We start from the raw sequence: 21,248 nt of genomic DNA on the forward strand, positions 1-21,248 counted from the left end.
TAATCGCACATATTCTATACTAAATTATAATATCACAGATTTGTATATGTTTCATTTCCAAACTAGGGTAGTTAAACGCTGGACAGTGATTTCAGTGAAGGTCTGACCAGTAGCCTGAGTGATTCCTTTTACACCTATCAGTACAGACTCAGAATGGATGCGCTCACGATTGTGTTGCAAAAGGAGGCGCTGAACGGCACCGACCGTTTTGCTATAAAACCGCAGGCCGTGGTTGAAGTGGTGCGCCAGCAGATGCTGGAAAATTGCGACTGCAATCAGGACGGAAAACTGGACAGATCAGAGATGGCAAAAACCAAGGGATATGTTTTTGGTACTCTTCTGAAAACGGATGCTATCGAAGGTGTTGCTCGTACAACGCAAGATATGCTGAAGCTGAATAGTATTTTCAGCGACAGGAAAACGACAGACTGGAGCATCCTGCGTATCAATATTATAAACAGCACAAGAAGCTTCCCAGTACCGCAATTATGACACGCAATGTCTTTGATAACTACGGCAATAACATTCTGATTCAGCCTAATCGCACATATACCGAAATTATATTTGAGGAATGGTGCCAGAGCTATGAGCGACTACAGTGGTACTATAAAAACGGTGATAAGGGTGATGAGTACTTTAGCCTGATTTACCTAGAGCCTTCAGAAGGAATAACTTCTACCCTGACTATATCGTTCAGCTCGATAATGGCGAAATTTGGATTATTGAGGCCAAAGGCGGCAGGACCGCTGACGGCGAATCCAACAACATCGATCGCTACGCAAACCGTAAGTTCAATGCACTGAAGGAATACGGCGAGCGCAATCCCGAAATCAAATGGGGATTTGTGCGCGCGGTCGGAACGCAGCTCTATCTCTCCAACACAGAATGGTCGGAGGATGTGACTAACCGAAATGTATGGAAACCCATCGAAGTGTTCATCTAATAAATAGCAACGAAGGCTCCCGCAGACGATTCTGTGGGAGCCTTGTTGTAGTCCAATCATTCGGTCCTTACGACGATATTGTCGATACATTGGGTGGTAAATCACTCACATTGTTTCGACATTTCTTGAAAAGGTGGCAGCTGCATTTACGTTGGATCTGTAATAGAACCGGAAATACGCTACATTAGGTCTTGATATGAATCATAGGGCTTTCGAGGATAATAACCGTTTTATGAATTTATCTAGATCAAATTTTCCGAATACCTGCACAGTCCCCTTGCCGTTAATAGTCTTCTCAAAGGTCAGTGGTTGCCCCATCATCGTATCGGTCTTCGGCATTGGAATCACCTCTGCCTTATTCCTATGAGTGTTAAGATTTGTCCGATTCATGTATGGTTTCTTGTGCAAGCCGTGAATGTGTTTCTGCTGCTGGGGTTGCCGCTACATTAGGTAGGCTTATCGGCGTACCCTGACCAAAATGATAAGTCATTAGCTCGTTAGCTCCAAAGTTAATGACTTTCTGAATTCGTCTTTTCAAGGCAGCCCATGTGGTAGGCTTTTCAAGTCTAATGTTGGGGTACTGCTGTTCAAACGGTATGTTAGAAATAATGTAAACCTTTGTAAAACATGCCTGTTTGTTAGCGTAGCGACAAGGGAGTTCTGTCGGGTAGCCCTCCAAATACATGAGCATTTGTGTGATTGGTAACTGAGAGTGGAACTCATCGAAAAGTAACACGTCCTCGCATTTATACCCATCAAATGGATGTGAATAATCAGTAATTCGGTAGACATTTGTAAACCCATACTTTTCCAGTACGTGACGTGTTTTTCCTAAACCAGTAGAGCCAAAGATATAGGTAATTTCTAATTTTCGGACAGTATTTTTGAATTCCTCTGCCTTCACCATCTGTCTTACACGTTCAATGTCGCTTATTCGCAACAAATAATCTGGATTTTCCTCGATAATTTCATAATTGCTCATATTGTTTTTTATCATGTCATACAGATCGGCGAGGTCATTTCTCGCACCTTGTCGCTCAACTGGCATTTCCCCAATTTCTTCCAGTGTCCCAGAAATAAAAGTACCATGTTTTTTATCGTTTTCCCATTTCCCACTCTTGGAAATATATTCATAGTTTTGCGTTGATGACCCTTTAGCAATCTCTAAGTGAGCTTCGGGGAATTTATGCTTTAACGTGCTAAATCGAACAGCGCTTGAACAGACGATGAAGATGTGAGTGTGGTGGGTTTGACCAATTTCATCTGCCATTACAGCATATTGAAGTGACTTTAACTCGTTCAATACTTCTTTGATCTTTGAATGATCGAATCCCTTGTCAATAGGGTTGTTAATAGTTATCTGCCATTTTCTGGATTGAGAATCACGCACTACGCTCACCACCTAATGTTGATACAAATTTACAGGTTTGCGACTTGCGACAGTAGTGGCAAGGTAACACTGGCTTGCCACAAGCCTCGCTTCGCGAGGCAGGCGCGTATGAGCGGCTTTGGGCCTAGCCCCGCCGCCCTCACGCGCCTTGGCTAGGCTATTTCGAGACTGTCTTACGAATATACCTCTCGACCTTAGCCTGATCGCGTATCAGAGGCACTCTGATGGCTCTCATGTCCGTGCCATTGGTCAACATATAGCCACATCCGATACCTGACACTGGCTCCATCTTATCTCTATCGAAATTGAACATAGCGGCAGACTCTTTGGATATATTGCCTAGGGCAATGACTAGTCCAAAGTTATCTCTTGCTTTAGCGAAATATTCTGCATCTGCGCGCTGTTGACTGACTAAAACGTGTACGTTATAACTGCGTCCTAATAGAAGGAGGTTAGATAGCTTCAATCGCGCCGCATCTGCCTCTTTCTTCTCAAGCATATTAATGAAAGACATGAATTCGTCGAAGACCAAAAGGAGAAATGATCTATTCAAGTCTTCTCCATTCTGACGGCTCAGGAAGGAGTTATAGAAGTGCTCCAAGCCGTAATAACATCGAGTAAACTCATAATAGTTCGGCTCGCCTCGGAGAAAGCTGAAATCTTGGGCTTTATAATCACATAGCAACACAGATGCGTCCGCAATATAAATACTAATTTTACCCAGTATTAACTTCAAGAGCGATGTCTTCCCCGATCCCGTATTTCCTATAATGATCGCATGTGGGATTTTACGGTATAACCATTTATAACTATGCTTTATTCCATCAAGGAGCAACGTCGCGTCAAAGGCTATATCAATCCCATCATTAGAAATCATCATCTTCGGGTAACGATTGGTTGGTTTGTTTTTTGCGGTTGTTGTGCTTCCAGTAGAGATACTTAACTTTGTATTCACTGTCTACTAATAGAACATCGACTTGAAGGTGTGTGCCGTTATCTACAACGTCATCAACTACGATTGCAGGAATGTTTCCGACAGGGAATGGATTAAATACATAGGCAACCTTACCTTGTCTCAAATCAGCGGTAATTCGGGCTTGTAGATGCTTTAAGATTATGCTCGTTTCTTCCTCGGGTAGGAAACCATTATGGGATTTTGGAACGGAAGCGCGTACCATCTCAACATTGTTCTTCATTACGATAGATGGATTCTGGGCAATATCGTATAAGTCGATTGGTCGTCTTGCTCCGATTCGGTCATGGATAGCATGAAGAGTTTGATAGAGGCAGTTATAGACAATGGTATCAGCAACAATACCAGGTCTATTTTCAGGCTGTTTAAACTCGCTTTTATAGACGTAGACTCCAAGTACGATTAATACGATTACAACCCAATAATTGATGAGCAGAGCTAATGAAATAGCGCTGGCAATCAATACGACCGAAAGTGTAATAATATTGGCTTTGTCATCGGGTGTAAGCTGTCCTTGTTTCATACGGCTAATAGTCTGAGCAATCAAAGTAATAAAGTTTTTAATAGGTTTCATAGAGGGTCATCCTTTCTTGGTTGAAGGAGAGAGTGAGGTTAATTCACTCCCTCTCATCAATAAGTTGTTATGTGTTCTGTACTGGCTTCACTAGCTGTACCTTGCTAGCCTTGCACGTTAGTTCCCAACTTTGCGAACGATTGGAAAAGTAATACTTTGCAGAGAACTCGATGAAGTTCACGTAAACAGGTTCTTTCGAGCTTGCTAACTGTTCAGGTGTAATTGGCAAATTACTAAGACCCTCAAGCTTCACTGTGACCTTCTCGAAGCCATTGGCTTCCGCAAGGCATACCATGTTATAGCCAATTTGGGAGGTTTTTACGTTGTTCTCATAGCCATGCAAGGGTGTGATGTCGATGAGTCGAACCTGCTTTGACTTGAAAACAGCTTCTTCATTGATTGCTAGTTGATTTGGTTTCATTGAAGCACCTCTTATTTGTTTGTTTAATTGGTTGTAATGAGAGCGCCCGCTCTTTGAGCAAGGCTGCTCTGTTATTGTTTTGTTGCGTATGTTAAACCTCTGGCCAGAGAGGGACTTGCTATGTTCGAACTGACGAGCCTGCTTATTATTCGTCGCTTCTTAATAAAAATCTTATCAGTTACTTGGTCGTTGGGGGTCGCTTGGGAAGTTACACTTTTTTTGTTCGGTAAGTCAGTAAGCTAAGCCCCTGTTCTTCAAGAGCTTCATTCAGTTCATTCACTGTGCAATGTCTTCTTCTAGACATCAGATTGATAATAATTCTATCTTCTTTGTGGAAACCCGATAGGAAATAGCCTGCTTTCGAGAGGAATGCATTCATTTCTTCAATTTGAAATTCAAAAGCTGCTCCGAGCGCGATTGCGAAACCGCGGCTGATTCGATAATTTGGATTTCCATTGTAACCACTGAGAATTTTGTTTTTGTTTTGTCTGTTTATTTGTGCCTTTGTAAAGATCCGGTCAAGTTCTTTCCATGCGGTTTCCCTATTGCATTCCTTCCCTGTGGTACATGTGATTTTCTTTTTGCATTCCTCGATCAAAACATCAACAAAATTTCTCATAGTGTATCTCTCCCTTGAATTTTTGGTTCAAGGAACATAGAGAAAAATGTTGATATAAGTGTGCTTTTTGGATAAATTGGGGTAAGGAGAGGTTTTTTTAGATTAAATTTTGGGGAGTAGGCTAAAAATGTTTCAAATCACTTGTCCAAAAAGAGGAATAATATGCTCAAATTTCTTTAAGCGCGGAACAACAGAGAGTGGAAAGCAACGTTACTGTTGTCGGGAATGTGGGTTTATCACTGTAGGAGAACGAGAAAAAAGAAAGAGTAATGTCGGACATTTAACATGTAAAGAATGTTATACTAAGTCTGTTGTAATGTATGGTACTTACATTTCGTACAAGTTACGTCAAAGATATTACTGCAAAAAATGCAAACGTACGTTTTCATATGAATCCTAGCTTTTTCAAGAATTTTTGTTCCATCAACCCACTTAAAAAACACAATAGACTTGGTGAACTTGCAGTAACAGTTTGGATTAAGTAAATAAGAGGACAGTTAAGATAGTAATCTTAACTGTCCTCTTATTTAGACCAAAGGTTAGTATAACTCCCCTAGAATGCGGAACATTGTCATTCCTTCATAATGATTTTCAGGTTAATCTCATTTCCCTCCTTGGTGTAGATGATCGTATCAATAAATTCACGTAGAATATCATTCGCTTCATATTCTGGAATGTTGTCGCCATGAATTAGAAAACGTCTCATGTTTTCAAGTCGCGAAGAAATTTTATCGTGTTCTGACATATTGTTCTCTGCTTTCATGGTTTTGATCTGTTCTTCAAGTGTTATGATCTGCTCCTTAAAGGATGCAATTTGCTTTCGAGCCTCATCTGGTGTGAAGATTTCCATAACGAATCCTTGCTGCACTCGTTTAATATCCTTGTTTAGCTTCTCGATCTGTTTTTCTCTGCGCTTGATCTCTTCATCAAAATTCTGTATTTCGTCATCGGTCATAAGGTGAACGTATTGTGCAAGCTGATCGACAAATTGAGCAAAGTACTCGTGGAAAAGCGTTTTAAAGTCGTCAACGTATGCCCCGCCATTTTTACATATGGTATACGTTCCATCATCTTTGTATGTCCGTGTCGTGCAGCTTGTAATTCTCTTCTTACCGTGTGCGGTTTGAAATGAATGGATACTGCCACAGACCCCACAACGTACTAGACCCGAAAATATATGTTTGCCGATCTTCAAAGCAGCAGGTCGGGAGTTTCTCTCGTTCCTGATTCTCTGTGCCATATCAAACAAGTCTTGGGGAATGATTGGCTCATGGGCGTCCTTAATAACGATTTGATCTTCCGCTGAAGTCCGTTCTGTTACACGCTTTCCACCTTGTTTGTACTGCTTGGTGCATCCGTAGGAGGAGTGACCAGCATAAGCAACATTGGCGATCATTCGTGCCACAGAGGATGAACTCCATTGCATGTTAGTAATCCCTGCATTGGTGAAGTCGTATGCTATAGTTGTGGTAGACTTTCCTGACACATACTCATTGAACATGCGAACAATGATTTCGGCATCCTCTGGTACAATCTCAAGGTTCTTGGTGTCGCGATTGTATCGATAACCAAAAGGAACTTTCTTACCCATCCAGTTGCCTTTCTTTGCAGATTCCCTAGAACCCCTCATAAGACGCTTTCTAGTGGTTTGCCATTCTCGCTTTTCAATTAATGCAATAATGTCGCCGCTAAACATTTGATCTTCATTGGTATAGTCCGTAATCGATGTTGGTGTAACAAGGACACAACCTGTCTTAATCATGATCTCTTTGACTTCCTCGTAATGTTTCGTGTTCCGAGTCAAGCGAGATTGTTCGGTGCAAACGATAGCATCGTATTCATAGTGCTTTATTTTAGAAAGAAGCTTCTGGAACTCTGAACGATCCCATTCTTGAGACGATCCAGTCTCACTGTACAAATCATACACATACCCGCGCTTTTCACATAGTTCTATCAGAGAATTAGCTTGTCCGTCTATAGAGGCAGTTGTCTTATCATCGGCTTCGCGGCTTTTTCTGCAATAAATTGCAACCTTCTTAATTGCCATAATATTTCATCCCCTCATGGTATATTATTCCTTGAGAAGAGTGTAACACATTTGTTGCAATTAAGCAGCTGTTTGTTTGTAAACCATGGTAGCAATCATTTCGAGGTGGGCAAACTCCTCGGTTCCAATATCAGTGAGAAGGCCGATTACCCTGTCTGGAATGGAATACCGCTGATTAAGATAACGCAGGGCAGCGGCTAACTCTCCGTCTGCCCCACCGTACTGCTCCAACAAAAGTTTAGCCATTCTGGGATCACACTTGCTTACTCGAACAGGATATTGAAGTTTTTTCTCATAAATCCACACGATGTGTTTCTCCTCCTTCTATCTTAAACCTGCCAAGGCCAAGGCGTGTCGACCCACTGCCAAGGAAAACTGGAATAGCTGTGACCAAAATTCATTAACGGGCCGTAAAAAGACTCGAACTCTTGAGCCAACATCCAACGCTTTTGTACGTACTGATTGTATTGATTGACCGCGTTGGTGTCGCCTTTATGTGTGTCCAAATACAAGTTAAGCTCGACGAGAACGAAGTCCAAAGCTTGAAGTTCCTCCAGCATCTTGTAGTAACGTTCATCTACCGTTCTGTTGTCGCTCATTCATAATCACTCATTTCTTCTACGACTTGACCGGCTCCCCGTGGATAGGGGCCATAATCACTCATTTCTTGTCGGAATTGGCCGGCTCCACGAGAATAAGGTTCACAATCATGCATTTCTTGTCGGATGTGACCTGCTTCGCGAGGATAGGGTCCATATAATGAAGGCCAAAGAACTCCAAATTTTAGGGCTTCAAAGGGAGCAAACTGTGGTAGATTGGGTGGCTGGAAGGGGATATAGAGCTGTGGCGGCGTATTGTACCACTTGACACGAATTGGTGGGCATGGATCGAACGGACTGACATAGGGGGTCCAAGCCTTGAATTGAGAAAACAAGATCATTGCCTCCTTCAAATTGGGTATTTAACTAGTCATTACACTGTACGTTCGCCTAAGTTGTTTGGTGATGGGCATTTGCCCAATTTTAGATAGCAGGGATTTCCTGAATACAAAAAAGCTGGGGAAATCCCAGCTTTTCATTGTCACTGAATTACATATGTTTTTTTCTGCACAAGAACAAACAGGCTAAAGCAAGGTGAATCAATGGAATCAAGCCAATGAGCTGGAAAGAATTTTTAGCTCCTCCAAAATAATAGGCGATGGGTAGAAATAGTACACCACTGATTAACGTCCAAACCCATGATTGTGCAATGATTGCAAAAAATAAAACCAATAATGAGAGAATGCCAGACATCCACCACAAAAAAACGATTAAACTCACGGGTACCAACTCCCACCCTTATTTTACCATTCCTCTAAAAAAGAAAAGAAGGGAATTTTGCAACAAATGTATAAAAATAACAGTTATAGCATAATCCTTAAAAGATAGGTGTACTAGGACATAACGTTGAGTAGATGGGGAGGGTTCATGTGGATAACCTGAGGAACGTTTTTCAAAACATACTCGAGAAGGTCGGTTGCCTTGATTTTCATGTAAAGCTGGATTTTGTGAGTTTCTCGCACTCGATTCTGTCCAAAGAGCAGCTGGAACAACCTCAGATCATGTCTTATGAGGAGCTATCCGCGCAAGAGCGGCAGACGCATCAGCTTGAACTCCCCAATTGGACCATTTTAACGAATGAATACTGGCAGAATGTTGAGCACTTCCACGCGGTTGATGAGTTGTTGGACTGGATTGAGAAGGCCTACGGGTGGGGCAATGTCTATTTAAGCGGGTTGTATCAGCCATACAGATTAGGAACACTTGAGAGAAGTTAACAATTTCATTGAAAAGTTGCCTAAAAAAATTTAGGCAACTTTTTTGACTTTATTTATAAATCACTCGACACTTGCATGTGGCTCCCTTGGTTGTGGTACAATTAGTCAAGTTTTACAGTAGAGAAGGGATTAAGAGATGAGAATTAATAAATTCATCAGTGAAACCGGCATCTGTTCCAGACGGGAAGCGGACAAGCTCATAGAAGCGAAGCGTGTCACGATTAACGGGAAAATTGCCGAGCTGGGCAGTACCGCAGAGCATGGCGACGTTGTTCTGGTTGATGGCAAGCCGATTGGTGCCAAGAAGCGAAATGTCTATATTGCGTTAAATAAACCAGTGGGGATTACGAGTACAACGGAGAGGGAAGTTCAGGGAAACATCATCGATTTCGTGGATCATCCTGAGCGGATTTTTCCAATCGGACGGTTGGATAAGGATTCGGAAGGGCTGATTTTGCTTACCAACGATGGGGATATCGTGAACAAAATTCTGCGCGCCGAAAACAATCATGAAAAAGAATACATCGTCACCGTGAACAAACCGATTACTCCGGAGTTTGTCCAAGGCATGTCCAAGGGTGTGCATATCCTTGGCACCAAAACCAAACCCTGTCAGGTAAATCGTATTGGTGAACGTGTCTTTCGGATTATTTTGACGCAGGGCCTTAACCGCCAGATCAGAAGAATGTGTGAAGCGTTTGGTTATCAGGTCATGCGATTGCAACGAATTCGCATCATGAATATCCAGCTTGGCGGACTTAAAACAGGTCACTGGCGCAATCTGACGCCAAAGGAGCTTGACCAGCTCAAACAATTTCTTCGTTAGGCTTGAGATGAAAAAGACGCTCTTCTTCACGAAGGGCGTCTTGTCATTGTTGATAATTATGTAGCGACGATGGGGTTAGGATTGAAGGGTGTATCCTTCTTCCTCCAGATAGTTCTTGGCTTCGACATAGGATTCAAATGCCGCATCCAGATTCAGGCCGGAGTATACGTTCCACAGTTCATCTTCATGGACGAGCAGGAGCGTCTGATTATGTGGTCCGACCCAGCGTTCTTCCTCTCCGTCTCCAACAATCGCTTCTTCAATAGAAGGTTTCGGCGGTGTGGTAAGGGAGTTGATTGATGCCTGGATCAAGGAACGCAGGGCTTCCGCAGAGAAATCGCGGATGTTGACGAGACCTTTTTCATCCTTTTTGTACCCTTTTATAAGGCCGGCGTACACAAAGCCGTTTCCGTTAGGATGCAAATGATAGATGACATTTTTCTTGTCGTAGAGGCTTTCTTCCAATTGATAATTAACCCGTCCCAGGGACACATTATTTCTTTGCAGTTCTTTAAACGATTCAATAATAGACAGTTTTTCTTCGAACGTAAGCATGAATTCCTCCGCATTTCAGGTGGATTGTTTTGGTTTGTCGATTATACCACACACAGCTTTTCAGAAGAAAGCGAACGAGAAATAATTGAGAGGAAACAAGTAGATGATGAAAAATGGTGATGCGTTTTGTTAGAGTGGACAGGAGAAAGAATTATCCCCAAGCAACTGAAGCCAACCAACGGCATGCTGCTGGAGCACATTGCAAGATATTACTTCGCGACTCCGTATGTACAGGGAAGGGTACTGGATATCGCATGCGGGACTGGATACGGCTGCCATATGGTGGCGAAGGAACGGAAGCGGGAAATCACCCACATTGTCGGTGTCGATAATGATGAAGAAACGATCCGTTACGCCAATATTGAGTACAACCATCAGAAGGTAACCTATCAGGTGGGAAACGCGATCGATCCCAATCTCCCGGAGGAGCTGGGGATGTTCGATACGATTCTCAGCTTTGAAACGATCGAGCACGTGGAAGATGATCGGACGTTCATGGATAATCTGTATCGAATGCTCAAGCCCGGAGGAACACTGGTGCTGTCCAGCCCGTTCGGACGCGGGCGCGGAATGCCGACGAGTGAACCGTTTCACGTGCATCAGCTGACACCACAAGAGTTTGAGGAGCTGTTTGATCGTTTTTCGCAGGTGGAGATCTACTACCAGAGAGGCGTGACTTTTGAGAAGCCAAGAGAGGGAGTCCGCTATTTTATCGGGGTGGCGGTTTGTACCAAATAATCACTAGTAGAGGAGTTTTCACAGAAGATGAACGGTCAAATTCGTAAAAATATTTATCCTGGATTAGAAGTAGATATCGTGTTAAAGCAGGATCAACGAACGGGCAAAACCACCAGAGGAATTGTAAAAGACATCCTGACGAATTCCCCGAATCATCCGCATGGGATTAAAGTTCGTCTCCAAGATGGACAGGTAGGCAGGGTTCAAGCGATCTACTAAATACGATTCCCAGATAAAACAGAACCGAGCGATTCCATATTTATTCCGCATTATCGTGGTAAAGTGGGACCGTGTCTATTGAAAAAGGAGAGAACTTCATTGAACGAGCAATTATTTCAACTTGTGAATCAATACGCCGGACACTCCGTTTGGTTGGATGGCGCGATGATTTTTCTTGCCGATTACACGCCAGAGGTATTCGCGTTATTCCTTTTGATGCTTTGGTTTAGCTCTAAAAAAGATAAGGATGTTCTGGAGAAAAATCAGCGGACAGCCCTTTACACCGTGATAACGATCCTGATTAGTTTCTTATGCAATCAAGTGATTCATCATCTGTACTGGCATCCGCGCCCCTTTATGGCCCATGCAGTCAATCAGTTAATTCCCCATGCTGCAGACTCGTCGTTCGTAAGTGACCATACGATTCTTGCTTTCTCTGTTGCGGGAATGTTTTACTATCGACAAGTTCGTTATCGCTGGGCGGTGATGGTACTGGCTGCGCTGACCGGAATTGCGCGGGTTTTTGTTGGCGTGCATTACCCTGCGGACGTAGTAGGTGGAGCGGTTGTTGCTTTACTGGTAGCGCTACTCGTCAGCAAGTCCGCTGGAATTTTAGAACCGCTCATTCACAAAATTTTCCAACTGTATGCGGCATGTACGAACCGTGTGCCTGTGCTTTCAGCCTATCGGGTGTACTCGACGAAACAAAAAAAGCTGTATAGCGAGCTGTAGGAAGTAGAGTGAAGGAGCTAATAGCTTTTACCCTGGGAGGTTACCTCATTTGCCCAGTTGTCTAGATTGCTCTTGGTAAAGTAAAGATCCGAGTTAATTCGTACTGGAGACAACATGACACCGGTGTAACTTCCCGCTTGTCCTAACTGTTGCTGTTCTTGTCTTACAATCGAAAGGGTTTGTTCTTTGGAGAGCCCCAAATACTGAGCGGCCTCATCTAATGTTAACAAGGCTTTGACAGGAACTGTGGGGATGGTTGTACTAGCGCTTGCGGAAGTAAGAAACGAACCAGATTTCAAAGAGTTCTGTACCTTCATCGCATTGCCAATCCAAAAACCACTAAAAGCGATTGCGGCAGCTAATAGAACGATGGAAAAAGGGATCCAACTGGATTTCGTCAAGGTTAGTAGCTCCTTTCAAATATGTATAGAATGAAGTACGCCAAAAGCAGGGGATTCCCCTGCTTTTTTCCATTTTCCATCTCCATTTAGCCCTATTATTTTGCCAAACTTGTCATCGGGAGCGAACTCGGAAGTTTCTCTTTTTTCATAAATCGGTGATAGAAATACCCAACGGACGAAGCAATGAAGATTGCGGAGAGTAAAAATAGGATCAGGTATCCCCAGTAGAAGCCATAATGGGTCACGACGTACATACTAAGCGGACTGGCGATTCCGGTTCCGATTGTCGTCGTTGTAAAGCCGATGCTTGAGGTCAACCCTTTTTTGGTTTCCTCCACCTGTTCCATGATGATTTTGGATTGGATTGGCATCATGGCATAAAACATGGATCGAAATAACAGAAATCCAAGCGCTGCGAATAACAAATTCGTCGATGTGCCGATCACCAAAAGACAGGGAAGGCCGATCATCAAGTAGAGGAGAAGTGTTTTGAATTCGCCAGTCTTTTGGGTGATGCGAGGGTTGCATAGCATCATCACAACGGTCCCCAAAGTCGCTAGCGCCAACACTCCGCTGATCATGGTGGTATCAAGCCCAAATCGATTAGCAAGAAACAAATTCATGAAGGGGATAACCAGTCCTACACCTAATCCTTCGAGAAATTTTGTGATCCCATACTGCTTCATGGCTTGCGTGGATTGACGTGATGGATTCCCGTTTGTGGCTTCAAGTGATTGTGACATTTCCTTTTTAACCATTCTCCGTTTATTTTGCATGGCAAACAGTGGCAATGTACTGATCAAAAGAAAGCACGCCGCGATGAGAATCACACAGCGGATACTGATGAGTGAAGGAACCTGCCACCATCGAGCGATTTGATCGGCGATAATGCCTGATCCGAATGTGCCGAGAAATGTAGCGAACGTCCCCAAGCCATAGGCAAAGCTGAATAAATGAAGTCGTTCTTCCGGCTTGGAGTATTCAGTCAAAATCGGCACGAACATGACGATCGTAAAGGATTGCCCAACTCCGAGCAGAACCGCCCAAAGGGAGAGGAAAACAGAGCGCTCAGCAAAAACTCCTCCGATAAAACCACAGGACAATAGAAACAATCCGATCAGTAAACTTTTTCTTGAGCCAATTCGATCGGCTAATAACCCTGCGAGCGGTGAAAAAAGAGCGTAGAACAGGTAGCTGATTCCCACTACTTGCCCAATTACTTGCGGTTCGACTACTTCTTTGAGGTAAAGGTTGTATAAGACCATATAGCTTCCAAATCCTGTGCAAAATAAGATATTCCATAGTAAGATGTATTTGGTAGAAATATGGTAGTTCCGTACAGTTGTGACCCAGTTTGTGATTGGTTTCATCCAGATCCTCCTCTCATCGTTCGTTTTCACTATAAGGGGAGCGTGGGTTTCACAACAATTAGGCACTTTTTTGTAACTAGTCTTGAATGAGACGGGGGATGTGTATGACCAAAAAGAAATACTACTGCCCAGTGGAGGTTACTGTAGATGCGATTGGAGGCAAGTGGAAGTCTCGGATTATGTGGCATCTGAGTCATCAGAAATACCGCTATGGCGAATTGAATCGCTTGATCCCAGAGGTTACACGCAAGATGCTGTCGCAAGCCTTACATGAGTTGGAAGATGACGGTTTAATTAAGCGTGTTGAATATTACGGCAAAATTCTGAAAGTAGAGTACGAACTGACCGAGTACGGACAGTCACTCACTCCTCTCCTGGAAATGATGAGTGAGTGGGGGAAGCAGCATCTCTCCAAAGGTTTATCGATGCCAACAGAATCAACCCAAAGTTCATAATTCGAGTGACGAGGTGTGATTTTTTTCACAACTCCTTGTCTATCTGAGATGTACACTCAAATCAGAAAGACAAAAGGAGTTGAGCAATATGATCATGAATTGGCTCAGACAAAGTAAATTTGCGGCAGGACTCTTACTTATTATTCGATTATATCTTGGCTGGGAATGGATCACTGGCGGTTGGGGCAAATTAACGGGTCCTAAACCATTCGACGCATCTGGATTTTTAACTGGTGCGATAGCGAAACCTGTAGCAAAAGCAGGGGAAGCGATCTATCCGACTTTCACAGCATTTCTGCAAAACTTTGCTCTTCCCAACGTGAAGCTATTTAACGTCTTGGTGCCTTGGGGTGAATTCCTGGTTGGTCTAGGCTTGCTGCTAGGAGTCTTAACAACAGCGGCCATGTTCTTTGGACTTCTGATGAACTTCATGTTCCTTTATGCCGGTACGGTTTCTGTAAACCCCTGGATGATCATGATTGGTTTTATCATACTTGCCGCTGGCGCCAACGCTGGTAAATACGGTGTAGACTACTTCCTCTTGCCTTATTTGAGAAAATTATTCGGGCGAGGCGAGTATCAACCCGAAACGGTCAAAACCTATCGGTAGGTAATCTAAATTCATTCACCATTAAAAAAATCCGAGGAGCATTCCTCGGATTTTTTGTAACATTCCTTCCATTCGCGTAAGCCCTCTTACGACTGTCTGGAGCGTTTCGTTAACCAACCATCCAGCAGATGACTGCAAGCGACATGAAACCCGCTCACCAACAACGTACCCGTAACGGTGAGGGTTACATCTGTCACCCAAAAAGATGTCAGCCATAGCAGAATCGTCGTTTCGGCTGCGATTGCGGTAAAGGCCAGAAACCCAAGTGGGATTTTTAACTTTTTCACAACGATTTGTAAGGGAGTTTCAATAAATAAATCATATAGAAAAATGGAAAAGCTAGCCAAGATACTAAGATGAAGCAAGGACAGAAGAGAGGGGCTCATGATTGCGTTGGGAAACAGCTGAGAGGTAACCCACATGATTCCAAACAACAGCGTGGCAGGTAAGACCAATGAACCCAAAAATGCGGACAATGTAAACAGAAAAACAAATATTCTTACGCTTCTATGGGCATTGGCGATCCCTTTTTCCTTCGCGACGGTATGGTTATAGATAATTAATCCTACTGTAAAGCAGATGGCGATGATAACTGAACTCATTAAATCCACTCCTAGTCTCTCTATTATAGAGTACGAACGTGAGGATGAGTTGATTTCTTGCCAACTTCCTTGTGCCAAATAATTCTTAGTAGATACTGAAATGAGAATATTTTTACATTAAATACATAAAGAGTATTGCAATAGTTTTTATCGAGTAAATGAAGGAAAAAAGATTCCCCTGCCGAATATTGGGAGGCGGGAGGAGTTAAGGATGACACAAATTGAGTTAATTATCTGGAATCTAGTAGAAGCTCGGAGGAGAAGCAAAGAGGTTTGGTTATCCATTCCTACAGAATATGCAGACTACAGACCTGATGGGGAAGCGATGAGCTGCATCGAGCTCGTCAGGCATGTGTTAGAAAGCCAGCATTATTATCATCATACGATCCTGAATCGCGCAAGCTTAAAGGAGTACACATCCCCCTTCGATGATCGGGAATTGACTTCAATCGTTGATGAGATCGCATTCGGAGAGAAGCATCATCAAGCGTTTCTGGAAATGATTCAAACACTTACTCCTCAAGACTTGACAGAAATCACAATTGATCGCACGGATGTGGGATATATCCGGGGGCTAGGAGATTTCCTGCTTCGCGTCGCTTATCATGAAGCGGTGCACACGGGTCAGCTCCTGCAATATTTACGAATGATTCCGATTGATCGACCGATGATTTGGGATTAACCTCTTGAAATTGTAATCAAGAGGTTTTCTTTGCGCCAAAATGTTCTAAAGCGAAAATTCCTTGGATAAAATCTGGTTGACAGGAATTGGCTACTCATGCAAAAATAACAATGCTAACTGAACGGTTATTTAGGGATTGTTGTCTCTACAAAAGTAACTGAATAGTTATTTAGGAGTTTGAAGTAGGATACACGTTAATGAGGAGGATGAAAGTTGTCAGAGAAGCAGACGGTGGATCGCCGACAGATGCTGAAACAAGCGGCGGTTCATCTCGCATGCCGTAATGGATATGACAGGACGACAATTAAAGATATCGCGAAGCATTGTGATGTGACGGTTGGCGTGATTTATCATTATTTCGCCAACAAGGAAGAGCTTTTTAAGGAAGCGCTGGCGGATAAAATCCCTTACTATTCCGAAGTTTTGCCCGCGACTCTGAAACTGCCCGTTGAAGAGGGACTTGTTCACATCGCTACGCTATTGATCAATGGGGCACGGATTCGATCAGAGATGATGGCGGTCATCATTGGAGAAAGTTTGCGAAATCCTGAAATTTTATCCCTGTTTATCAACGTAGTTACAAATGCGCGGAAGTTAATGGAGACTTATTTTGAAGAGAAAATCAAATCAGGCGAGCTTGCGCCTCACAATCCAAAGATTATGGTCAATCTATTTTTTGGCCATTTTCTCACGTCTTTTTTTCATAAACAGATGCTGGGGATTGAGTACTTGCCTGAGATTGACGAGGAGTTTATTCAGGAAAGTGTAAAAATGATGTTAGCTGGATGGAAACAGGGGGGTTAATCGTTGAGAAATCATCTGCAAACAGTAACGAAAGCATCTGCTCAGGCAGCGTTCATTTGTCTCTTAGCCGCATCACTCGTTGGCTGTTCAAGTGTTGCTACAAGTTCAACAATCGGGGTTCAAAAGGTTGTCGTACAGCAGGTGGGCAAATCTGATCTGAAAAAAGCCAAAATGGCAGTAGGTCGCGTCATGGGGGATACGGAATCCGCGGTTATGTCCAAAATCCAGGGGCGTGTAACAAAAGTGCTGGCTGACGTCGGTCAGGAAGTGAAAGCGGGTCAACCTTTGATTTATCTGGATGACAAGGATTATGTAGCCGCTTTGGAATCAGCACAGGCTGGACTGCGCGGCGCACAGGCTCGATTGGAGGATACGAAGAACGGAACTCGTTCTCAGCAACTGATCCAAATTCAAGGCAGAATCCAATCCGCTCAGGCAACTCTGGAAAATGCCAAATTCAATCTGGATCGCATTAAAACCTTATTCAATCAGGGAGCCGTTCCGCAATCCCAGCTGGATGCCGCCAACCTGGCATATACGCAAGCCCAAACAGCCCTGCAACAAGTGACACAGGAGCAGAGCATGGCCAAGGAAGGTGCGACTCAAGCGTCCCTCGAGAACCTGCGGGCAACCGTTGAACAAATGCAGGCTGCCGTAAACCTAGCCGAGATTAACAAAAGTAATACCGTTATAACTGCACCAATCTCTGGTAAAATCGCAACGCAAAACATTCACGTTGGCGAGACGGCCTCCACGAGTGCGCCGCTGTTGACGATTGTGAGCGGGGTCGCGGTGGTGGAAGCCTATGTGCCGGAAGACCAGATCAACACGCTCAAGGTAGGACAGACCTTGAAGGTTCGTGTTGAACAAGTTTCCACAGAACCATTTGACGCCAAGGTTCTGGCCATTTCACCAATTTCGAATTCAACAAGCAAGGAATATCCCGTCAAATTAAGTCTGCCGGGTGATCGCAGTCAATGGAAATCGGGCATGTATGCCGAAGTCACATTGCCTACTAATGATCAATCTGCTGCTATTACTGTTCCGGCAGAGACAATCGTCAAACGTGGAGATCAGCGGTTGGTCATGGTAACAGACGGGAAGAAGGCGATCGCTCGTCCTGTAGTGACCGGAGCGACTGATGGAACCACGATCCAAATTGTGAATGGCTTGCAAGCAGGAGATAAAATCATCGTCGTCGGACAGGATGAATTAAAGGACGGAGACCCGATTGATGTCTACTATGAGAAGGGGGACAGCAAATGAAAAAGAAAATTGGCCTACTGATCCTCGCTCTCTTGGTCGTCGGCGGGGGTTCACTCGGGGCGAAAAGCTATTGGGACAGCGTTCATTATGTCACGACAGATGATGCTCGAGTTGATGGAGATCTCGTCAAAGTAAGTCCGGAGATTTCCGGAAGAGTAACGGAAGTGCGGGTAAAAGAAGGCGATTCGGTCAACGCGGGAGAGACACTTGCCCGATTGGAAGAGAAGAATACCACGCTGCAAAATCGTGATGCCGCGCTGGTGAAGGCACCTGGCACGGGTGTTGTGATCAAAAAGTTTATGACTCCAGGGGAAACGGTAGCTCCCGGACAGCGTGTTTTTCTGTTAGCCAATCTAGATAACGTGTTCGTATCGGCCCGAATTGATGAGACGAAGATCGAGCGGGTAAAAGTGGGCGAACCTGTAACCATTCAGGTTGATGCCTTTCCTAACCATGATATTCAAGGAATCGTCGAGGAGGTAGGACTTGCCGCGGATAGTGCCTTCTCGCTTTTGCCTACTTCGAATGCTTCCGGCAACTTCATCAAGGTGACCCAGCGTATTCCGGTGAAAATCAAGATTCTGGATCAGGGTGGGCTTCGATTGTTGCCAGGCATGAACGCTGTGGTTAACATTTCCACCGGGGGATGAAGCGATGAAAGCGAAACGAATGATCATCATGATCATCTCCATCTATTTGGTGGTAAGTGCAGGTATATCGGGTTACTACTGGATTCATCACCAGAATTACGTGGAAACGAACGATGCTCGCGCGAAGATAGAATTCTCTGTCTTGAAGGCCCCGGCAACTGGACGGGTGATTCAGCTGGATATCCGAGAGAATCAAGAGGTTCGGGCCAATGAAGTGATAGGCGTTATACAGGCGGGACCTGCATCGCCGACTCCGGGGGTCAGAATGCCGCTTCTCGCTCCGGTTAGCGGTCGGGTTTTGCGAGTTGGTGTTCAGAATCAGGAAGTCGTATCAAGCGGCCAAAACCTTGTTGCCATTGGTGACCTGACAACGACTTATGTGGAAGCGCGATTGACGGAGGATGAAGTAAATCGTGTGCGTGTGGGTCAGGTTGTTGATGTGCAGCTGGATACCAATGGCAAGATGAAATACAAGGGAATTGTTTCAAGGATTGAAGGAGTAACTGAAACTGCGGTGTGGCCTCTTATCTCTCTGACTCCTACTCGAAAACAACCGCGAGAAGAACAACTTGTCCCCGTACGAATCCTTATACCGGATGTAAACATTATCCCGGGAACCGGTGCGGAAATAGCCATACATGTAAGGGGGGATCAAGATGGGCTCTTCTGAAGAAAGAAAAGTACCGGGCGTCATGACGACCACGCTGATTATCGTAATCGGTACATTCATGGCAATTCTGGATACGTCCATCCTTAACGTAGCCTTACCCAAATTAATGGTACTGTTTAGTGTCGATACCAAACAGATTGAATGGGTGTTGACAGGGTATATGTTAGTCTCCGGAGCGATTATTCCGATTACCACCTATTTGGGTGAACGATTCGGTTACCGAAGACTATATGCCTGGTCTGTGGGAAGTTTTACGATTGGCTCGCTCTTGTGTGGGTTAGCGTGGAATAACCCGAGTCTGGTTGCCTTTCGCGTCATTCAAGGAATTGGCGGCGGCCTGATCATGCCAGTCGGGATGGCTCTCATGTTCCGCTTTATCCCTCGAGATAAGATGGGTGCTGCAATGGGGATCTTCGGATTATCCATGGCCGTAGCTCCATCCATCGGTCCTACACTCGGCGGTCTGATTGTGGAGCATTACAGTTGGCGATGGCTTTTTATGATTAATGTACCAATCGGACTAATTGGGGTCTTGTTATGCCAGATCTTGTTGCCCGAGACACAACGAAGACAGATGGGGCGATTTGATTTCTGGGGGCTGCTCTTGGCATCAGGCTGTGCGTTTTTCTACCTGCTCGCCCTTGCAGAGGGAGAGAGCTGGGGATGGAGTTCATACTCTATCGTCATGCTGTTCGTAACAGCGACAACGATGCTGGCCCTCCTGATTGTCGTGGAGTTGAACCATGCTGAACCGGTGTTGGATTTACGCCTCTTTTTGAACCGACGCTTCCTGTACAGTACGGTGTTAAGCTGCGGGCTTTACATTGCCATGATTACAGGTGTCATCCTGATTCCAATTTATCTGCAGAACATCCGCGGATACTCGGCGATCCAGACAGGTCTGTTGCTGATGCCCCAAGCGTTGGCGATGGGTGCGATGATGCCTATATCTGGCAAACTGTTCGACAAGGTAGGAGCAAGGCCGCTGATTATGGTCGGCATTCCGTTGATCCTGCTCAGTACCTATGAATTGCATACCTTGTCTACAGAGACACCATCCAGTGTCATCAGTATGTTAATGGTCATCCGCGGATTGGGTATGGGGCTTACCTTCATGCCGGTGAATACCGCGGGAGTTAATACTTTGCCGCCAATACGAGCGGGAGCTGCTTCAGTTCTCACTACGCTGGTACGTAATGTGGCCGGTTCAATAGGAATCGCGCTGACTACGGTGTTGATGGAGAATCGCCAAATCTTGCATCAGCACCGGATGGCAGAGAATCTGGATCTGTTCTCCCCCAGCTGGGGCATGATGCAGCAGAGCGCAACTGGACTGCTCGCCACTGTCGGCGATACGTCTTCCGTTCCTGCGGTAACGCTAAGCATGATGAATTCACAAGTCATGGCACAAGCGGCGTCATGGGCGATTGGCGATGTGTTTCTGGTCTTTTCCTTTATCATTGTGGCGCTTGCACCGTTAGGACTCCTCTTTAAAAAAGAGAAGAGAAATACCGGAGAAGCCCCTGTGTTTGCGGAATAAATGAAAGAAAACCTGTTGCGTGCGCAGCAGGTTTTCTTGTTTACAGGAAGGTTGGGGGACGAAGGGTTTTCTCATTTAATTCGGGAAGTAGAAATTTTTTTCGAAAGGAAAGAAATTTATACTTCCCTTCCTTTCGCGCAAGCCCACCAAGAAAAGAGCTTCGTCCACTTCCCCCCTCTCTTCGGGGGGTTGAAACATAGCCTCCTTGGAAGTAAAGCCTAGCGATGGAAAGGAGAAAGGGAAAAGAGTCGCCACCCAACCCCGTAGGGGCGCGAAGCGTTTGGCGACTCCCTTTCGGATTGAGGGAGCGGACTTACCCACTTCATTGCGAACTTCCACAGAGCG

27 protein-coding genes and 2 pseudogenes are annotated in these 21,248 nt (G+C 44.6%); 14 read left to right on the forward strand and 15 right to left on the reverse strand.

Annotated features, from left to right (window positions below; all coding sequences use genetic code 11):
• Positions 1-171: 171 nt before the first annotated feature.
• Positions 172-492, forward strand: coding sequence for a hypothetical protein (locus ACQCN2_RS01245; protein WP_426927066.1), 321 nt, complete (start codon positions 172-174; stop codon positions 490-492).
• A 154-nt stretch (positions 493-646) separates the two neighbouring features.
• Here the strand turns inward: ACQCN2_RS01245 and ACQCN2_RS01250 are convergent, their stop codons facing one another.
• The 11 genes and pseudogenes from ACQCN2_RS01250 to ACQCN2_RS01300 all read right to left on the reverse strand — a co-directional run bounded on the left by ACQCN2_RS01250 (position 647) and on the right by ACQCN2_RS01300 (position 8,286).
• Positions 647-1,033, reverse strand: coding sequence for a hypothetical protein (locus ACQCN2_RS01250; RefSeq protein WP_426927067.1), 387 nt, complete (start codon positions 1,031-1,033; stop codon positions 647-649).
• A gap of 280 nt (positions 1,034-1,313) precedes the next feature.
• Positions 1,314-2,333 (reverse strand): hypothetical protein, encoded by a 1,020-nt coding sequence (locus tag ACQCN2_RS01255; RefSeq protein ID WP_426927068.1) that lies wholly within the window; start codon positions 2,331-2,333, stop codon positions 1,314-1,316.
• A gap of 157 nt (positions 2,334-2,490) precedes the next feature.
• Entirely contained in the window at positions 2,491-3,018 is a 528-nt protein-coding gene (locus tag ACQCN2_RS01260; RefSeq protein WP_426927069.1) for a hypothetical protein, read from the reverse strand.
• Between the two features lie 181 nt (positions 3,019-3,199).
• Positions 3,200-3,880, reverse strand: coding sequence for a hypothetical protein (locus ACQCN2_RS01265; RefSeq protein WP_426927070.1), 681 nt, complete (start codon positions 3,878-3,880; stop codon positions 3,200-3,202).
• Positions 3,881-3,947: 67 nt separating this feature from the next.
• Positions 3,948-4,301 (reverse strand): hypothetical protein, encoded by a 354-nt coding sequence (locus ACQCN2_RS01270; protein ID WP_426927071.1) that lies wholly within the window; start codon positions 4,299-4,301, stop codon positions 3,948-3,950.
• Between the two features lie 208 nt (positions 4,302-4,509).
• Positions 4,510-4,920, reverse strand: coding sequence for a hypothetical protein (locus ACQCN2_RS01275; RefSeq protein WP_426927072.1), 411 nt, complete (start codon positions 4,918-4,920; stop codon positions 4,510-4,512).
• A 571-nt stretch (positions 4,921-5,491) separates the two neighbouring features.
• Positions 5,492-6,967, reverse strand: coding sequence for a recombinase family protein (locus ACQCN2_RS01280; protein ID WP_426927073.1), 1,476 nt, complete (start codon positions 6,965-6,967; stop codon positions 5,492-5,494).
• Positions 6,968-7,036: 69 nt separating this feature from the next.
• Positions 7,037-7,273 (reverse strand): annotated as a pseudogene (locus tag ACQCN2_RS01285) (manganese catalase family protein); the annotation flags it as partial.
• Between the two features lie 23 nt (positions 7,274-7,296).
• Complete coding sequence (locus ACQCN2_RS01290; protein ID WP_426927074.1) at positions 7,297-7,566, reverse strand: spore coat protein CotJB; 270 nt, start codon at positions 7,564-7,566, stop codon at positions 7,297-7,299.
• A 143-nt stretch (positions 7,567-7,709) separates the two neighbouring features.
• Positions 7,710-7,901 (reverse strand): annotated as a pseudogene (locus ACQCN2_RS01295) (spore coat associated protein CotJA); the annotation flags it as partial.
• A gap of 154 nt (positions 7,902-8,055) precedes the next feature.
• Entirely contained in the window at positions 8,056-8,286 is a 231-nt protein-coding gene (locus ACQCN2_RS01300) for a hypothetical protein (protein WP_426927075.1), read from the reverse strand.
• 149 nt (positions 8,287-8,435) lie between these two features.
• On the opposite strand from ACQCN2_RS01300, the gene ACQCN2_RS01305 reads away from it, so the two are divergent.
• Both ACQCN2_RS01305 and rluF read left to right on the forward strand, forming a co-directional pair.
• On the forward strand, positions 8,436-8,783 hold the full coding sequence (locus ACQCN2_RS01305; RefSeq protein WP_426927076.1) for a hypothetical protein: 348 nt from the start codon (positions 8,436-8,438) through the stop codon (positions 8,781-8,783).
• 136 nt (positions 8,784-8,919) lie between these two features.
• A complete protein-coding gene (gene rluF / locus ACQCN2_RS01310) occupies positions 8,920-9,609 on the forward strand; it encodes a 23S rRNA pseudouridine(2604) synthase RluF (protein ID WP_426927077.1) in 690 nt (229 codons plus the stop codon).
• Between the two features lie 75 nt (positions 9,610-9,684).
• Here the strand turns inward: rluF and ACQCN2_RS01315 are convergent, their stop codons facing one another.
• Positions 9,685-10,164: a hypothetical protein gene (locus ACQCN2_RS01315; protein ID WP_426927078.1), complete on the reverse strand. Its 480-nt coding sequence runs from the start codon at positions 10,162-10,164 to the stop codon at positions 9,685-9,687.
• Positions 10,165-10,347: 183 nt separating this feature from the next.
• Here ACQCN2_RS01315 and ACQCN2_RS01320 point away from each other — a divergent pair, with 183 nt between their 5' ends.
• The 3 genes from ACQCN2_RS01320 (at position 10,348) to ACQCN2_RS01330 (ending at position 11,853) form a co-directional block, all read left to right on the forward strand.
• A complete protein-coding gene (locus ACQCN2_RS01320; RefSeq protein WP_426927503.1) occupies positions 10,348-10,902 on the forward strand; it encodes a class I SAM-dependent methyltransferase in 555 nt (184 codons plus the stop codon).
• A 27-nt stretch (positions 10,903-10,929) separates the two neighbouring features.
• Positions 10,930-11,121, forward strand: coding sequence for a YwbE family protein (locus tag ACQCN2_RS01325; RefSeq protein WP_426927079.1), 192 nt, complete (start codon positions 10,930-10,932; stop codon positions 11,119-11,121).
• Between the two features lie 99 nt (positions 11,122-11,220).
• Positions 11,221-11,853: an undecaprenyl-diphosphatase gene (locus tag ACQCN2_RS01330; RefSeq protein ID WP_426927080.1), complete on the forward strand. Its 633-nt coding sequence runs from the start codon at positions 11,221-11,223 to the stop codon at positions 11,851-11,853.
• A 17-nt stretch (positions 11,854-11,870) separates the two neighbouring features.
• Here the strand turns inward: ACQCN2_RS01330 and ACQCN2_RS01335 are convergent, their stop codons facing one another.
• Together ACQCN2_RS01335 and ACQCN2_RS01340 are read right to left on the reverse strand one after the other, a co-directional pair.
• Entirely contained in the window at positions 11,871-12,254 is a 384-nt protein-coding gene (locus ACQCN2_RS01335; RefSeq protein WP_426927081.1) for a helix-turn-helix domain-containing protein, read from the reverse strand.
• Positions 12,255-12,349: 95 nt separating this feature from the next.
• On the reverse strand, positions 12,350-13,624 hold the full coding sequence (locus tag ACQCN2_RS01340) for an MFS transporter (RefSeq protein ID WP_426927082.1): 1,275 nt from the start codon (positions 13,622-13,624) through the stop codon (positions 12,350-12,352).
• A gap of 104 nt (positions 13,625-13,728) precedes the next feature.
• On the opposite strand from ACQCN2_RS01340, the gene ACQCN2_RS01345 reads away from it, so the two are divergent.
• Both ACQCN2_RS01345 and ACQCN2_RS01350 read left to right on the forward strand, forming a co-directional pair.
• On the forward strand, positions 13,729-14,079 hold the full coding sequence (locus ACQCN2_RS01345; protein ID WP_426927083.1) for a winged helix-turn-helix transcriptional regulator: 351 nt from the start codon (positions 13,729-13,731) through the stop codon (positions 14,077-14,079).
• Positions 14,080-14,167: 88 nt separating this feature from the next.
• The gene (locus ACQCN2_RS01350) at positions 14,168-14,689 is read left to right on the forward strand and encodes a DoxX family membrane protein (RefSeq protein ID WP_426927084.1); all 522 of its coding nucleotides are present in this window, start codon (positions 14,168-14,170) and stop codon (positions 14,687-14,689) included.
• Between the two features lie 86 nt (positions 14,690-14,775).
• Here ACQCN2_RS01350 and ACQCN2_RS01355 read toward each other — a convergent pair whose 3' ends face one another.
• The gene (locus ACQCN2_RS01355; RefSeq protein ID WP_426927085.1) at positions 14,776-15,291 is read right to left on the reverse strand and encodes a hypothetical protein; all 516 of its coding nucleotides are present in this window, start codon (positions 15,289-15,291) and stop codon (positions 14,776-14,778) included.
• Positions 15,292-15,502: 211 nt separating this feature from the next.
• Here ACQCN2_RS01355 and ACQCN2_RS01360 point away from each other — a divergent pair, with 211 nt between their 5' ends.
• From ACQCN2_RS01360 to ACQCN2_RS01385, 6 genes are all read left to right on the forward strand, one after another.
• Entirely contained in the window at positions 15,503-15,973 is a 471-nt protein-coding gene (locus ACQCN2_RS01360; RefSeq protein ID WP_426927086.1) for a DinB family protein, read from the forward strand.
• Between the two features lie 213 nt (positions 15,974-16,186).
• Positions 16,187-16,777: a TetR/AcrR family transcriptional regulator gene (locus ACQCN2_RS01365; RefSeq protein WP_426927087.1), complete on the forward strand. Its 591-nt coding sequence runs from the start codon at positions 16,187-16,189 to the stop codon at positions 16,775-16,777.
• Positions 16,778-16,780: 3 nt separating this feature from the next.
• Positions 16,781-18,043, forward strand: a complete 1,263-nt coding sequence (locus ACQCN2_RS01370; RefSeq protein WP_426927088.1) for an efflux RND transporter periplasmic adaptor subunit — start codon at positions 16,781-16,783, stop codon at positions 18,041-18,043.
• Positions 18,040-18,693: an HlyD family secretion protein gene (locus ACQCN2_RS01375; RefSeq protein ID WP_426927089.1), complete on the forward strand. Its 654-nt coding sequence runs from the start codon at positions 18,040-18,042 to the stop codon at positions 18,691-18,693. The genes ACQCN2_RS01370 and ACQCN2_RS01375 overlap by 4 nt, the downstream gene beginning before the upstream one ends.
• Positions 18,694-18,697: 4 nt before the next feature.
• Positions 18,698-19,363 (forward strand): HlyD family efflux transporter periplasmic adaptor subunit, encoded by a 666-nt coding sequence (locus ACQCN2_RS01380; protein ID WP_426927090.1) that lies wholly within the window; start codon positions 18,698-18,700, stop codon positions 19,361-19,363.
• Positions 19,350-20,903 carry a DHA2 family efflux MFS transporter permease subunit gene (locus tag ACQCN2_RS01385; protein WP_426927091.1) on the forward strand — a complete coding sequence of 518 codons (1,554 nt, stop codon included), beginning with the start codon at positions 19,350-19,352 and terminating at the stop codon, positions 20,901-20,903. Before ACQCN2_RS01380 ends, ACQCN2_RS01385 begins: the two co-directional genes overlap by 14 nt.
• Positions 20,904-21,248: the final 345 nt, after the last annotated feature.

It is taken from the genome of Brevibacillus ginsengisoli (genome assembly GCF_050113715.1).
GTDB classification, from domain to species: Bacteria; Bacillota; Bacilli; order Brevibacillales; family Brevibacillaceae; genus Brevibacillus_H; species Brevibacillus_H ginsengisoli.